Consider the following 14712-nt stretch of genomic DNA (forward strand, 5'->3'; position numbering starts at 1 on the left):
GTCAGGCCCGGGTAGCGCCCGGCACGTCGCGCTGCGGCACGCCGTCATACGTCCACAGGAACTGGCGCGGGATCGGTCCCTTGTTGCGGCCGCCCTGCTGCGTCTGTTCCCACGCATGCGCCAGGATGCCGACCGAGCGCGACAGGCAGAACAGCCCGCGCGCCAGCGGGGCCGGGAAGCCCAGTTCCGCATAGATCACCGCCGTGGCGCCGTCGATATTCAGCGGCACCGGCTTGCTGCGGCCTTCACCGAGCGCGCGTTCCACGGCGCGCGCAATCGCGGCGTAGCGGCCATTCACCACACCTTTTTCCGCGGCCTGGTCCACCAGCGCCAGCAGGCGCGGCGCGCGCGGATCCACCGGATGGAAGCGATGGCCGAAGCCCGACACGAACTTGCCGTGCAGGTCGCGGTAGTGCTGCAGGCCGGCGCTGACCGCCTGGTCCAGCGCGGCGCCTGCGTCGATGCGCCGCGCGATGTCCTGGTACAGCTCCACCGCCTGTTCGCCGGCGCCGCCGTGCACGTCGCCGAGCACGTTGACCGCCGAGGCCATCGCATTGTTCAGCCCGACGCCACACGTGGCTGCCATGCGCGCAATGGCGATGCTGGGCGCCTGCGGCCCGTGATCCACGGCCGCCATCAATGCCGCATCGAGCAGCTCGCCCTGTCCCGGGCCGGGCAGCTCGCCGCGCAGCATCAGCCAGATCATCTGCGCGAACGATACCTGGCCGATCAGCTGCTCGATCGGGTAGCCGCGGTAGCGGATCTCGCCGGGGCGCATGTCGATGATTTCCGTGCGCCACCAGTCCTGGGACATCTGCTGGCCGGGGTCCATGGTCTGGCTGGTCTCGCTCATACTGCACGCTCCTGTCTGAGGGTGTCGATTTCGGTCTCGCTGTAGCCAAGGCCGGCAAGGATCTGCCGGGTGTGCTCGCCCAGTTGCGGCGGCGGGGTGTCGACCGACGGGGCTTCGCGGTTCAGCTTGAAGCCGGTGCGCACCACGCGGATGTCGCGGCCCACGCCGGGCACGTCGGCGAAGGTGCCGATCATGCCGCGGTCGCGCACCTGCGGCTGCTCCAGGGTCTGGGGCACGCCCAGCACGGGGCCGGCCGGCACGCCGGCCTCGTTGAGCAGGGCCCACCATGCGTCGGCGGGCTTTTTGGCCAGCTCGGCTTCCAGTGCCTGCGTCAGCGCAGTGCGGTTCGCCAGGCGGGCCTGGCGCGCGGCAAAGCGTTCGTCCGCGATCAGGTCCGGGCGGCCCACCACGCGGCACACGGCCTCGAACTGCTCCTGCTTGTTGGCGGCGATGTTCAGCAGGCCGTCGCCGGTGCGGAAGGTGCCCGACGGACTGGCGGTGAAGTTCTCGTTGCCCATCGGGGCCGGGGTCTTGCCGGCGATCAGGTGGTTCGATACCACCCAGCCCATGGTGGCAAGCGTGGCTTCGAGCATCGACACGTCGATGAAATAGCCCTCGGTACGCTGGTGGTCCGCCAGCGACGCGGCAATGGCAAACGCCGCGGTGATGCCGCCGATGGTGTCCGACACCGGGTAGCCGACCCGGTAGGGCGCGGTCTGCGCGTCACCGGTGATGCTCATCACGCCCGACATGCCCTGGATGATCTGGTCATAGGCCGGCAGGTCCGACAGCGGCCCGTCCTGGCCGAAGCCCGAGATGGCGCAGTAAATCAGGCGTGGATTGTCCTGCCGCAGCGTCTCGAAGCCGAGGCCCAGGCGCGTCATCACGCCGGGACGGAAGTTCTCGACCACGACGTCGGCGCTCTGCACCAGCTTGCGGAACACTTCCTTGCCGCGCGCGTGTTTCAGGTTGAGGGTGATGGACTGCTTGCCCGGGTTCTGCGCAAGGAACGACACGCCCATCAGGCGCTGGTTCAGTTCGGCGTCGGCACCGAGCTGGCGCGCCAGGTCGCCGGTGCCCGGCGTTTCCACCTTGATGACCTCGGCGCCCATGTGCGCAAGCTGGTGGCAGCAGAACGGGCCGGCCAGCACATTGGTCAGGTCGAGTACGCGCACATGGCGCAATGGTTTTTGCATGATGGGTTTCCTGCGGAATGCTGGGATGGGGCGGGGCGCGGACTACTCTACGCGCGCGCCCGATTCCTTCACGATCGTGCCCCAGCGGGCGTTCTCGGCCTTGATGAAGGCGGCCAGGTCCTGGGCGCTGCCGCCGCGCGGGTCGCTGCCTTCCTCGCGCATCTTGCTGATGGTGTCGGGCTGGGCGAGCGCCTTGTTGACCTCGGCATTGAGCCGCCTGACCACTTCGGGCGAAGTGCCGGCCGGCGCCACCAGCGCCTTCCAGTCTTCCGCCTGGAAGCCGGCGTAGCCGGATTCCGCGACGGTCGGCACGGCGGGCAGCAGCGGCAGGCGCTTGCCGGACGTGACGGCCAGCGCGCGGATCTTGCCGGCCTTGATCATCGGCATCGCGATGGGCGGCGTGGCGAAGTAGAAGTCGGTCTGGCCGCCGAGCAGGTCGGTCAGCGCGGGCGACGCGCCCTTGTAGGGCACGTGCAGCGTCTTGATGCCGGCGCGGCGCGCGAACATCTCGCCGGTCAGGTGGCCCACCGTGCCGGTGCCGGCCGAGGCCATCGACAGCGGCTTGGCCCTGGCCGCCGCCACGAGGTCCGCCACCGTCTTGTACGGGGCGTCGGCGCGCACGATCAGCACCACCGGCTGGGCGGAGACCAGCACCACCGGCGCGAAGTCCTTCACCGCGTCATAGGGCATCTTCGGGTAGAGGGTCGGGTTGATCGCCAGGTTGGCGGTCTGGCCCATTCCGAGCGTATAGCCGTCGGGCTTCGCCTTGGCGACGGCATCGAGGCCGATATTGCCGCCTGCGCCGGCGCGGTTTTCCACCACCACGTTCCAGTGCGTAGCCAACCCGACCTTGTTGAACACCAGCCGCGACAGCACGTCCGTGCCGCCCGCCGGCGGAAACGGCACCACCAGGCGCACTGGCTGGCTCGGATAAGTGTCGGCGCGGACCGGCACGGCGGCCGCCATGAATCCGGGAATGGCGAGGCAGAGCAATGCGCGGGCCCACGTGTGGAGCTTGCGGCGGTGCGGGAAAGTCATGTCGTCTCCTGGCAGGTATTATATTCTGTAAGACAGAACAATGGTCTTATAGAAAGAACGTAGCCAGCATAGGAGCCGACGCTAAACGTGTCAAGGGCCGGATCCGGTCGTCATCTGCCACTACAATGGCGCCCGGCCTGCGCCGGCCATTGGCCGGCACGGGGAACTTGCAGTGGTTGTACAAAGAACGGAATCGATGATGTCAAACGCATGCGGCCTGGACTTCGGCACGTCCAACTCCACGGTGGGCTGGAACCGCCCCGGCCATCCGGCCGCACTCCTGCCGCTGGAAGACGGCAAGCTCACGCTGCCCTCGGTGATCTTTTTCCATGCCGAAGACCCGCTGGTGAGCTATGGCCGCGCGGCGCTGGAGGACTACCTCGCGGGCTATGAAGGCCGGCTGATGCGCTCGCTCAAGAGCCTGCTCGGCACCTCGATGATGGAAGACAGCACCGAGGTGATGGGCCAGGCCATGCCCTTCCGCAAGCTGCTGGCGCACTTCATCGGCGAACTGAAGGGCCGCGCCGAGCGCGCGGCGGGCACCACGTTCACGCGCGCGGTGCTGGGCCGCCCGGTGTTCTTCATCGACGAGGACCCGAAGGCCGACCAGCTCGCCGAGCAGACGCTGGCGGAGATCGCGCGCGATGCCGGCTTCCGCGACATCGAATTCCAGTACGAGCCGATCGCGGCCGCGTTCGACTACGAAGCCAGGATCGCGCAGGAAGAACTCGTGCTGGTCGCCGACATCGGCGGCGGCACGTCGGACTTCTCGCTGGTGCGGCTGTCGCCGGAACGCGCCAGCCGCACCGACCGGCGCGACGACATCCTCGCCAATGGCGGCGTGCACATCGGCGGCACCGACTTCGACCGCGCGCTGAGCCTGACGCGCGCCATGCCGCTGCTGGGCCTGGGCAGCAAGCTGCGCAACGGCAAGGAAATGCCGTCGGGCCAGTATTTCGACCTGGCGAGCTGGCACACCATCAATCTCGTCTACACGCGCAAGGCGTGGTCGATCGTGATGGATAACTATCGCGACGCGGCCGACACCGCGATGCTCGACCGCCTGATCCGCCTGATCCGCGAGCGCGCGGGCCACTGGCTGGCGATCCAGATGGAAGCGGCCAAGATCGCGCTCTCGGGCACGGACCGTACCGACGTTGACCTGCATCGCATCGAGCCCGAACTGATGCTCGCCATCACCCGCGACGAGTTCGACCAGTCCATCGGCAAGCTCGTGACCAGGACCGAGAAGACCGTGCAGGACATGCTGGTGACGGCGGGCGTGAAGGCGGATGCGGTCGACACCATCCTGTTCACGGGCGGTTCCAGCAGCGTGCCGCTGCTGCGTCAGCGGCTCGGCGAATTGCTGCCGCAGGCGCGGCGGGTGGAAGGGGACCTGTTCGGCGGGATCGGGTCGGGGCTGGCGCTGGATGCGGCGCGGAAGTTTGGGTAAAAAAGCCGTCGCTGCCGATTCGGAGTGCTTTGAGAAACACAGATGTGATGGCCACACAATCGAACAGGCGACTGGGGCGCGGACGCGGGGAGTGCCGCGGCCCGCTCCGGATGGTTAATACGGAAAATGCGACGGCCGGACCGACTGCACCTTGATAGAATGCGGCCATGGCCCGCTTGACTCCACCTCCCTCGCCAAAGGACCCGATGCCCCGTGCGGCCGATGCTGTCGGCCCGCAGAACGAGGCAGAGCATCGCCTGTATGAGCTCATCATGGAAGGGCTCAACAGTGGTGACGGGGCCGAGTTCGAGCGTGTAGAAGAGTTTGCAGCGGAGTTCCGCGCCCGCCTCCGAAATCGCACGCGCTGAACGATGGCGCTGCGCCTGAAGCTACGTCCTGCCGCGCGCAGCGACGCTTACGCGGCCCAGGATTGGTATGACGATGCGGCGCCAGGTCTTGGCGAGGCCTTCACCGACGAGTTGCTGGGTGTGCTGGCCTTTCTGGCCGCGAACCCAAGTGTCGGCTCCCGCCGTTATGCGCATTTCCTGCCTGACGAATCGCTTCGGGTCTGGCCGCTCAGCCGTTTCCCCTTCCTCGTGTTCTATCGAGTGAGCAGCAAGGTGCTGGATATTGTGCGCATCTTGCACGAGCGGCGGGACATCATTGCCAGCCTCATTGCGCATTAAGCCTGGCGGCGGCCAGATCCCCTCGCATACCCCAACCCCGACCGACAGTCCGTCGTACCGCCAGCAGACTCGCGCGTGCGGCACTGGCATCGCGCCCCAGCCGCATCAGCGCCGGCAGTTGCCACGGCGCCTTCAGTAGTCCCGCCATGACCGCACCGACATCGGTGCGCCCGTCGCTTCCCATGCCGGCCAGCGCCAGTGGCGGGACGGCGCGCGTGGCCGGATCGATCACCACGCGGCAGGCCGCGAACGGCAGTCCGTGGTTGCGTGCGACACGGGCGGCGATGTGAGACTCCATATCGACGGCCAGCGCGCCGCTGGCGGCGTACAGGGCAGCCTTGTCGGCAAGCGTCGCCACGGCGGTGTCCGAGCCGGCGAGGGCGCCGGATACCGCCTGCGGCAGGTAGCGCATCAGCGCGCGCATCCAGTCGGGATCGGCTGGCGCGGACATGCCGTTGGATTCGTCGCGCACACTCGTGGCAACGATGACCGCGCCCGGCGCCAGTGCGGGATCGAGGCCACCGGCCACGCCGAAGCTGAGGATGCCGGCGCATGCACCGGCGCGGCGCTCGATGGCCGCACACAACGCCGCGCCGCGCTGGCCGTACACGACTTCACTGCCCGGACCCGCGGCGATTTTCGCTTCGAAATCCATGCCGCAGACCACAAGCACGCACGGCCCGCTCATGGCAGGTGCGTCCGGGGTGCCGTTCACAGTCCCCACGCCACCTGGCGCTTGCCGCTGCGCTGCAGGTTGCGCTGCAAATTGCGATAGCGCGCCAGCGCCCACAACGGAAAGTAGCGGGCATAGCCGTGATAGCGCAGGTAGAACACGCGCGGGAAACCCACGGCGGTGAAGCGCGGCTCGCGCCACAGGCCATCGGGTTGCTGCGTGCGCAACAGGTAGTCGATGCCGCGTGCCACGGCGGGATGCGCGGCATCGCCGGCTGCCATCAGTCCGAGCAGTGCCCAGGCCGTTTGCGATGCCACGCTGGGCGCGCGTTCGTAGCCGCGGTATTCGAGCTTGTAGCTGTCGCCGTCCTCGCCCCAGCCGCCATCCGCGTTCTGGATGCCGGCCAGCCAGTCGGCGGCGCGCCGCACCGGCGGCGCTTCGCGGTCCAGGCCCGCGGCGTTGAGCGCGCACAAGGCGCTCCAGGTGCCGTAGATGTAGTTGGTGCCCCAGCGCCCGAACCAGCTTCCGTCAGGCATCTGTTCGGCCAGCAGGTAGTGCAGCGCGCGCGCGGCCGGTTCGCTCTTGTCGGGCGTGTCACCGGTCTGGCACAGCATGGACAGGCAGCGCGCCGACACGTCCGCCGTGGGCGGATCGAGCAACGCGCCATGGTCCGCGAACGGGATGTTGTTCAGGTAGAGATGGGTATTCTCGGGCTCGAACGCGCCCCAGCCGCCGTTGCCGCTCTGCATGCCGACGATCCATTCGATCGCGCGCGAGACCGCTTCGGTGTTCGGGTCCTGGCGTCCTGCGGGGTTCGCCTGGGCAGCGCGGTGCATCGCCGCGGCGACTACCGCGGTGTCGTCCACGTCGGGGTAGTGAGGGTTGGCGTACTGGAATGCCCAGCCGCCGGGTCGCACATGCGAGCGGCGCACGGTCCAGTCGCCGCGCACATCCAGTACCTGCAGCGGGCGCAGCCAGTCCAGCGCGCGGCCGGCTGCGGCCGTGGCGCGCGGCTCGCCGGCTTCCAGCAGCGCATGCGCGGCCAGCGCGGTATCCCAGACCGGCGACAGGCATGGCTGGCAGTAGGCTTCGTCGCCGTGGATGACCAGCAGTTTCTCGATCGAGCGCCGCGCCACGGCGCGGTCCGGATCGTCGGGCGGAATGCCGAGCACGTCGAACATCATCACCGAGTTCGCCATGGCCGGGAAGATCGCGCCCAGTCCGTCTTCGCCGTTCAGGCGCTCGCGCACGAAAGTTTTCGCCGCTTCGATCGCGCGGCGGCGCAGCGCGCCCGGCATGGCGGGCTCGGCAGCGCGCAGCAGCGTATCGGCACCGCGGAACAGCGAATACCAGCCGGCATGCTGGTGGGGTGCCCTGGATGGCAGCCGCACGGCGTCGCGCGGGGCGGTGAACAGCTCGTCGATGCCGATCCTGCGCGGGTTGCGCGCCTGCGGCCGCAGGCTGTTCAGCACCAGCAGCGGCACGATCACCGTGCGGGCCCAGTACGACACCTTGGACAGGTGGAACGGGAACCACCGCGGCAGCAGCATGATTTCCACCGGCATCATCGGCACCGCCCGCCAGGACATCACGCCAAACAGCGCCAGCAGCGTGCGCGTGAAGACGTTGCTGGCTTCCGCGCCGCCCATGGCCAGGATGGCAGCGCGCGCACGCGCCATGTGCGGGGCCTGCGGATCGTCGCCGGCCATCTTCAGCGCGAAATAGGCCTTCACGCTGGCGCTGACGTCCGAGCGGCCTTCATGGTACAGCGGCCAGCCGCCCTCGGCATTCTGGATGCGCCGCAGGTAGCGTGCGATGCGTGCTTCCAGCGCCAGGTCCGGCGTCTCGCCCAGGTAGTGCACCATGAGCAGGTATTCGGCGGGGATGGTGGCGTCGGCTTCCAGCTCGTAGACCCAATGCCCGTCGGACTTCTGCTGGGCCAGCAGGGCATCGAGCGCATGGCCGATACCGGCCTCCAGGGCGTCCGGGGCGGCCGGCGCGGCGGGTGCAATTGCAGCTCGCGGTGCGGCAAGGACGGCCTCGTTCATCGACATGCAAACTCCTTGTTCGGCACGACGCATGCGTGCCTCGAAGATGGTGTTCGGGACGCCGCCGGACGCCATACGCCAGGCAGCGGATCCCCTTGCGGCATCTTCAGACCATGGTGTGGCGCAGAACGATCCACAGCATCTGCGCGCGCGGCACGCGCACGCGTGCGCGCGGTGCGCGCCAGCCCCGCGCGCGCAGGCGCGCGAGCAGGCAGTGATAGACCTGGGACATGATCCGCGGCGATCGCACCGCGCGTGACGGGCAGCGCGCCATGACGGCGTCGGCCTGTTCATAGTGGGCCTGCGCCTCGCGCGCGACGGCCGCGCAGGCCGCGTCGATGCCGGCATGGGCAATGACTTCCAGCGGCGTAGCATGTTCCAGCCCCTGCACGCCCGCGGCGGCCAGTGCGGGCGCCGGCAGGTAGAGGCGGCCGATGGCGGCGTCCTCATCGATATCGCGCAGGATATTGGTGAGTTGCAGCGCCCGCCCGAGATGATGGGCCAGCGCCAGGCCGGGGGCCTCGTCCATGCCGAACACGCGCACGGCAAGCCGGCCCACCGCGCTCGCGACGCGGTCGCAGTACAGGTCCAGCGTGGCGGCATCGGGCGCGCGAATATCGGCGACCACGTCCATGGTCATGCCGTCGATCACGTCCAGGAAGTCCTGCTGGCGCAGATGGAATGCGTCAATCTGCTGTGCCAGGGACCGCAGCGCGGCCGGGGCCATGCCCACATAGCAGAGGCCGATATCGCGGCGCCAGGCATCCAGGCCGGCAAGCCGTTCGGCATGCGGTGCGTCGCAGTCGGCGATATCGTCGACGGCACGGCAGAAGGCATAGATCTCGAACATGGCCTGCCGCTGGGCCGCGGGCAGGATGCGCATGGCCGCGTGGAAGGAACTGCCTGACGATGCGGCCGGCGTGGCTGCACCGGCGATGGGGGCATCTGGCGTTGCGATTTGAGTACCGGCCACGTAACTCCTCGACACGCTTTTTTTCCGTCGTGCGGCATCGGCGGACCACGGTGCCGAGCCACGCTCACGGTGGATTGGGGGTCGGCCGATTATAGCAATAACCTCGTAACAGGCCGGCCGGGCCGAAGTGCCTCATCGGCCCGGCGCATAGCGCACGTAGGGCACGCCCCGTGTGGGGGTGGAGGTGGTCTGGTCGATCACCTTCTCGACGTCGGCGACCTCGCGCAGCGCGGTGAGGAACGGCGCAACGGCAAAGCCCGGACGGACGCATCCCTGCACCGTCAGCCAGCGTCCCCGTACGGTGATCCAGAGCGTGCTGTCCTGCCAGGCCGGCATGGTTGCGGCCAGGGTCTGCAGGCGCCGTTGCAGGCTTTCGGCGATTTCGTTGTCGTACTGGAACGCATTGGCAAGGCGGCAGCGTCCCTCGGTCCAGCAGTGGTTGCCCTGTTCGATGCGATGGTGCGCCTCGCGGCGCCATTCGGCCTCGCTCACGCGCGGGCCGGCCGGCTCCGGGCAATCGGCAATGCGGGTCGATACCTGCACGAAGGGGTCGTGGCCGTAGTTGGCCACGGCCTGGGCGCGGGCCAGTTCCAGCGGCAGCAGCAGCGAGAGGGCGACGGAAAGTGCCTTGACGCAGCCGGGTACGGAGCTACGTCGCGCCATGAAAGGCGCCGGCGCGGGTCGCCAAAAACAAAAAGCCCCGCTTGCGCGGGGCTCTTCGGTGGCGGGCACGTGCATGGGCGCGCGCCTGCGGTGACCAAACCGGATCAGACCGCCTGGATCTTCGTGGCTTGTTCGCCCTTCTGGCCCATTGCCTTGACGTAGCGGACCTTCTGGCCTTCCTTCAGCGACTTGAAGCCGTTGCCTTCAATCGCCGAGAAGTGCGCGAACAGATCGTTGCCGCCTGCGTCCGGGGTGATGAAGCCGAAGCCCTTGGCGTCGTTGAACCACTTAACGGTACCGGTTTCCATATCTTTTCAACCTTGAATTTCAAATGAGCTTAATTGCCCGCTGTACATCGTGCTCAATGCAGGAACCGCGCAAGGGTTGGTGAATGCCGATTCCTTTGCGCATTGTTTATGCCTTCCAAATGTCGCTGGTATGACAAACGAAAAACACCGCGGAACGACACATCGAAAGGCGTTGCACATGCGGGAAGCATTCTGACGAATTTTCCCGGCGTGTCAATCAGGCAAAGCGCCAAATCATGATGAGATGTTCCGACACGAGATATTAGCGGTTTCTACATCACCGTCGATTCAGTGAATTCCCTGAGAGACGCCCCTTTTTGTGCGGCTACGGCGCATCGCCCGGGTATTGACTGAATTGCAGTTTGCGCAGATGCGTCACCGAAGCCCGTCGCCCGGGCATAATGTCTGCCTTACAATGCATTAACCGGCCACTGCTTTTACAATTATTTACTCGTTTTTCGCATACCGCGTTTGGGGGATATACCTGCGCACAGGCAGGGATATCCTGATAACCCCGGCACCCAAAAAATACCGATTGGAAACGAGGGCGCGAGGGTTCGGCAACGGCCCATCGCACCACAGCGAGTCCTCAGAAGCGGATAATCCACTCGCCGAGCGCGTAACGGTAGTGGTAGTTGGGGCCGTTGAAGGATGCGCTGCGGTTATACCCGGCGCGAATGCGCAGAGATTGTGAGGCGCGAATCGGGCTTTGCAGGCCGATCTCAAAAAGCCGGGTCGGTTCGAGTGGGGCGTCGGCAACCTTTTCCCTGCCGAGACCAGCGACGAACGTTCCTGTCCAGCCCTGGTAGCGCTGGCGCCAGCCCACTGCGAGCATCGTTTCCGAGTAGCGATCCGGGTTGAAGTAGGCGCGGCCCACATCCTCCTGCGAACTGCGGTAAGCGCGGAATCGCGCCTGCAGGGTCAACCCCAGGTCCAGTGAAGGCTGGTAGATCAGTCGCAGGCGTCCGTGATCACGACGATTGCCGTCAGAGAAGTACTGCTGACCGGCCACGCCCACCAGTGTGACATGTGGACCGATGCCCTGGTCGAGGGCCACGCCACCGAAGGTGTAGTGGATACCCCGGTCCAGTGCGGTCTGTGTTTCCACCCAGTCGCGGTTGATGAAAACCTCGAGCGAAGTGCGCTTGGCCAGCGCCAGCCGGTAACTGCCATCGAGCGTTGCAAGGGTGTGTCCGCCTTGAGTAAAGACGCCACCTTCCATGGCCCAGCCATTCAACGTCGCAGGGTCGAGTTGCCGGCCAAGCACGCTCAGCTTTTGCCCGTGGCGTGTCCAGCCGTCCTGGTTGTAGCGATAGTCACTCGCTCGCAGGCCGAACAGGTTGTCTGCGTTCGACATGCTGGGAAGGTACTCGACCGACAGCTTGCGGATCGAGAATTTCTCGCTGTCGTAACTGGCCAGGAATTCCGGGCCTGCGCCCTGGTCCAGTACCTTCTCCTCTTCGGCTGCTGCTGTTCTTGTGATCGTCAACGCCAGCACGGTGTTCAGTAACGCGAATGCGTAGCGCCTCACTTGGTACCCCAGGTCTTTCGTGTCTTGAAGATTTCGTCGATATAGCCCAGCACGCTCGCCGGCTGCAGCAACAGGCTGTAGAAAATCATGTACATGCACAGGCCACGGCGGTTGCGCCTGACCTTGAGGCCCACGTCATCGAACATCTTCCTTTCGATCGTGAACATCAGGTAGCTCATGAGGAAGGCCAGCGGCAGCAGCGCCAGGGTCATTGGCCCCGCGATCCAGTAGCAGCCAAACAGGGCCAGCACCATCCCCGGTACAAAGCCCAGCGTGAAGGCCAGGTCCAGCCAGGGATAGAACAGGTTCCAGTAGATGAAGAAGGTCGACATGCGGGGTGTCAGCAGGATGTCCGGGTGCTGCCGAAACGCCTCCATCATGCCGCGCGCCCAGCGCTGTCGCTGACGTACAAACTGGCGCGCATTCTCGGGCACGTTGGTGAAGATGCAGGCATCCTCGCAGTGTCCGACCCGGTAGCCGGCCTTCAGCAAGGCCCAGGTCAGCACGATGTCTTCTCCCACGCATTCCGCCCAGCCGCCGACTTCGATCAGCGCACTGCGGTCGTAGAGCGAGAACGCGCCCTGGGCGACCAGCGTACCGTGGTACAGCGACTGCATGCGCTTGATCGCGGCAATGCCCTGGAAATAGTCCCACTCCTGGCAGCGCGTGAGCCAGTTCTTGCGCGAATTGCGGACCAGGATCTTGCCGGCCACGGCACGCGTGCCGGGAGGGTCCTGGCGGTAACGCTCGACAATGCTGGTCAGCGCCATCCGATGCAGATAGGAGTCGGCGTCCACGGTCACGACAAAGTCGTGAGATGCGAGTTTCAGCCCCTCGTTCAGGGCCCTGGCCTTGCCGCCATTGCGGGGCATGTCGAGCAGGCGCAACCAGGCATGTCTGGCCTCGGCCTCGCGCACCAGGCTTGCCGTGCGATCCCGTGAACCGTCGTTGATCACAATCACCTGGAGCGGGGCCGGATAGTTCTGGCGCTCAATGCCGGCAAGGGTATCCAGGATCGAGCCTTCCTCGTTGTAGGCCGCGATCAGGATTGTCAGTGGCGGGTAGCTGTCCAGCGAGCGGCGCGGAGGTCGCCGGTCCAATGTCAGGCTTGCGATCACGAAGGCATTCATAAAGCCTGGAACAATGGCGATGCCGCCCACCAGCAAAAGGGCTGGAATTGTTCCGATCCTGGCGCTGAGTTCAGACAGCCAGGTCTGTGCGGCCCAAACGGAGAAGGCAGTCCAGCCGATCGCGATGCACAGCGCAATGAAAAATTTGATACGCACCGGGACGTAGATGCGGGACGTGTCCGCGTTTCCCACTTCTGCCATGTGATCCTGTTTTTATTCTCTGTTGTATGTCATCAACCTTGGCAGGCTGGGCCGGGCATGGCCCGGAAGAAACCTTTGCCGGCGCTGCAGCGGAGCAGGTGAGCCATTGTTCCGACATCGGAATCCGAGTCACAACGAATCCAGCCAGGCGTGAACACCGAAACGGAGGGGGGCCGTGGATTGGACGAAAGCCTGACTGCGTCGCCTTTACGGTTGCGGCCGCTAAGCTGCAGTCCGGGCCACACGAGGTGGCTGAGGCCGGCGACCGGGCAGCTGGAGGCGAGTGATTATCCACTCAAAACGGCACAGGAATCAAACAGTTGCCAGGCAGTTGTATTAATTTGCCAACAAGTTCGAGCTCTAGCCAGTCAAGCATGGCGGAGTCACATTTCCCTGCGCAAAGCGGCCTGGCGCTTGCGCGGAGTTGGCGGTTTCTCGTCCATCTGCGCCGAGTTCCCGGGGATCCGTTTGTCAATCTCTGGGGCGGGCTGGCAAGCCATATGTTTTGCAAGTTGATGGCGTAAGTAGCTGTTGAGTAACATTGCGGATTGTGGCGATGCTTCGGCCAGCTCGCCGCCGTGCATTTGTGCATACCCGATGGCCGCGCCGCCGTGGTTGTTCAGAGGGCGAATACAGAGGATCAATTACGCACGATTCGCGGAAGCAATTTGCAGTCGCAGCAGGCAGAAGGGTGTGAGGATGAGGATTGCCTCGGTGGAAGACGATCCGGACCAGGCTCGACTGATCCGGAAAATACTGGTCGAGGCGGGATTCGAATGCGAATCCTATGCCACGGGCGCGGCCTTGCTGCGCGCGCTGCGCGAGCAGGCGTTCGACCTGCTGGTGGTGGACTGGCAGTTGCCGGATACCAGCGGCATTGAACTGGTGAGCTGGGTGCGCCAGACGTCCGGCGCCATGCCGCCCATCCTGTTCCTGACCAGCCGCACCGCCGAAGAGGACATCGTTGCCGGGCTCGACGTCGGGGCCGACGACTACATGCTCAAGCCGATCCGGGCCGGCGAACTGCTGGCACGCGCGCGCTCGCTGCTGCGGCGCGCCTACCCCGAGGCCACGCAGGATGCCGACGTCATCCGGCGCGGCAGCTACTGCGTGGATCCGCGCGCGCGCACCATCACGCTGGGGGGCGAGGTCGTCACGGTGTCGCCGCGCGAGTATGAGCTTGCGCTCTTCCTGTTCCGTAACATGGGCCGCCTGCTGTCGCGCGACGTAGTGGAGCAGGCCGTGTGGGGCCGCGCCATCGGCGCGGGTTCGCGCACGGTCGACACGCACATGTCACGCCTGCGCATCAAGCTCGCGCTGCGCCCCGAGAACGGCGTGCGGCTGACCTCCGTCTATTCGCACGGTTATCGCTTCGAAGAGACCGGCGCCGAGGACGAACCTCGTGCGTAGTGAACGATGCCGGCGTCGGTGTCACCTACACGGTGCACTTGCCGGCGCCTGACGACCGGACAATCCCTGACTCGCCGAGTTACTCGCCCAATTCGGCAGCGGCCCCGACCAGGGCGTCAGCTCTGGAGAACCCCAACCGCTCTCCCAGCGCCAGATTGGCCGGCTGCCACAAGGCATGCGCGTGCGCCAGACGCGTCGCTCCCGCTTCCGTCAGCCACACCGCGCGGCGGCGCCGGTCCGCCTCGGAGGCTACGACTTCCGCAAGGCCGGCGCCGACCAGCTGATCGACGTTGCGCGACATGGTCGACTGGTTCAGGCCGGCGCGTTGCGCGAGTCCCGCGATGGTGTCGTCGGGCGCCGCGGCGATCAGGCACATCAGCCCGAACTGGGTGCTGGTGAGTCCGGCCGGCTGCAAGGCCCGGTCCAGCTCGGAAGTGATCCGGCGCGCCAGCACGCGCGCCAGCAAGCCCAGGTCGGCGTCGAGCGCCGCGGCTGCATCGGTGCGCAGGGTCCGGGTGCCTTGTTTGCGCTTGGTCATGCGGCTAGTAT

At 66.2% G+C, this 14712-nt stretch carries 14 protein-coding genes; 3 read left to right on the forward strand and 11 right to left on the reverse strand.

All coding sequences use genetic code 11. The annotated features are described in order from the left end of the window. Position 1: 1 nt before the first annotated feature. From KHO22_RS08165 to KHO22_RS08175, 3 genes are read right to left on the reverse strand one after another with little or no spacing between them, the layout of a single operon-like run. A complete protein-coding gene (locus KHO22_RS08165; RefSeq protein ID WP_211946619.1) occupies positions 2 to 853 on the reverse strand; it encodes a citryl-CoA lyase in 852 nt (283 codons plus the stop codon). Beyond that, positions 850 to 2049, reverse strand: a complete 1200-nt coding sequence (locus KHO22_RS08170) for a CaiB/BaiF CoA transferase family protein (protein ID WP_211946620.1) — start codon at positions 2047 to 2049, stop codon at positions 850 to 852. The genes KHO22_RS08165 and KHO22_RS08170 overlap by 4 nt, the downstream gene beginning before the upstream one ends. A gap of 42 nt (positions 2050 to 2091) precedes the next feature. Further along, positions 2092 to 3087, reverse strand: coding sequence for a Bug family tripartite tricarboxylate transporter substrate binding protein (locus KHO22_RS08175; RefSeq protein ID WP_211946621.1), 996 nt, complete (start codon positions 3085 to 3087; stop codon positions 2092 to 2094). 196 nt (positions 3088 to 3283) lie between these two features. On the opposite strand from KHO22_RS08175, the gene KHO22_RS08180 reads away from it, so the two are divergent. Beyond that, positions 3284 to 4540, forward strand: coding sequence for an Hsp70 family protein (locus tag KHO22_RS08180; protein WP_211946622.1), 1257 nt, complete (start codon positions 3284 to 3286; stop codon positions 4538 to 4540). Positions 4541 to 4911: 371 nt separating this feature from the next. Next, positions 4912 to 5226, forward strand: a complete 315-nt coding sequence (locus KHO22_RS08185; RefSeq protein WP_211946623.1) for a type II toxin-antitoxin system RelE/ParE family toxin — start codon at positions 4912 to 4914, stop codon at positions 5224 to 5226. Here the strand turns inward: KHO22_RS08185 and KHO22_RS08190 are convergent. The 7 genes from KHO22_RS08190 to KHO22_RS08220 form a co-directional block, all read right to left on the reverse strand. Further along, the gene (locus KHO22_RS08190; RefSeq protein WP_211946843.1) at positions 5213 to 5914 is read right to left on the reverse strand and encodes a phosphorylase; all 702 of its coding nucleotides are present in this window, start codon (positions 5912 to 5914) and stop codon (positions 5213 to 5215) included. The two genes, KHO22_RS08185 and KHO22_RS08190, sit on opposite strands and share 14 nt — an antisense overlap. Before the next feature lie 23 nt (positions 5915 to 5937). Next, complete coding sequence (gene shc, locus KHO22_RS08195) at positions 5938 to 7953, reverse strand: squalene--hopene cyclase (protein ID WP_211946624.1); 2016 nt, start codon at positions 7951 to 7953, stop codon at positions 5938 to 5940. A 100-nt stretch (positions 7954 to 8053) separates the two neighbouring features. Beyond that, complete coding sequence (gene hpnD / locus KHO22_RS08200) at positions 8054 to 8920, reverse strand: presqualene diphosphate synthase HpnD (RefSeq protein ID WP_211946625.1); 867 nt, start codon at positions 8918 to 8920, stop codon at positions 8054 to 8056. Between the two features lie 132 nt (positions 8921 to 9052). Continuing rightward, positions 9053 to 9583, reverse strand: a complete 531-nt coding sequence (locus KHO22_RS08205; RefSeq protein WP_211946626.1) for a BON domain-containing protein — start codon at positions 9581 to 9583, stop codon at positions 9053 to 9055. Between the two features lie 104 nt (positions 9584 to 9687). Beyond that, entirely contained in the window at positions 9688 to 9891 is a 204-nt protein-coding gene (locus KHO22_RS08210) for a cold-shock protein (RefSeq protein WP_039009350.1), read from the reverse strand. A 589-nt stretch (positions 9892 to 10480) separates the two neighbouring features. Next, entirely contained in the window at positions 10481 to 11422 is a 942-nt protein-coding gene (locus KHO22_RS08215) for a hypothetical protein (protein ID WP_211946627.1), read from the reverse strand. Continuing rightward, positions 11419 to 12540, reverse strand: a complete 1122-nt coding sequence (locus tag KHO22_RS08220; RefSeq protein ID WP_230426789.1) for a glycosyltransferase family 2 protein — start codon at positions 12538 to 12540, stop codon at positions 11419 to 11421. The genes KHO22_RS08215 and KHO22_RS08220 overlap by 4 nt, the downstream gene beginning before the upstream one ends. Positions 12541 to 13452: 912 nt before the next feature. On the opposite strand from KHO22_RS08220, the gene KHO22_RS08225 reads away from it, so the two are divergent. Continuing rightward, positions 13453 to 14163, forward strand: coding sequence for a response regulator transcription factor (locus KHO22_RS08225; protein ID WP_211946844.1), 711 nt, complete (start codon positions 13453 to 13455; stop codon positions 14161 to 14163). A gap of 79 nt (positions 14164 to 14242) precedes the next feature. On the opposite strand, the gene KHO22_RS08230 is transcribed toward KHO22_RS08225, so the two are convergent. Further along, entirely contained in the window at positions 14243 to 14701 is a 459-nt protein-coding gene (locus tag KHO22_RS08230; RefSeq protein ID WP_211946629.1) for a MarR family winged helix-turn-helix transcriptional regulator, read from the reverse strand. Positions 14702 to 14712: the final 11 nt, after the last annotated feature.

Source organism: Cupriavidus yeoncheonensis (genome assembly GCF_905397275.1).
GTDB classification, from domain to species: domain Bacteria; phylum Pseudomonadota; class Gammaproteobacteria; order Burkholderiales; family Burkholderiaceae; genus Cupriavidus; species Cupriavidus yeoncheonensis.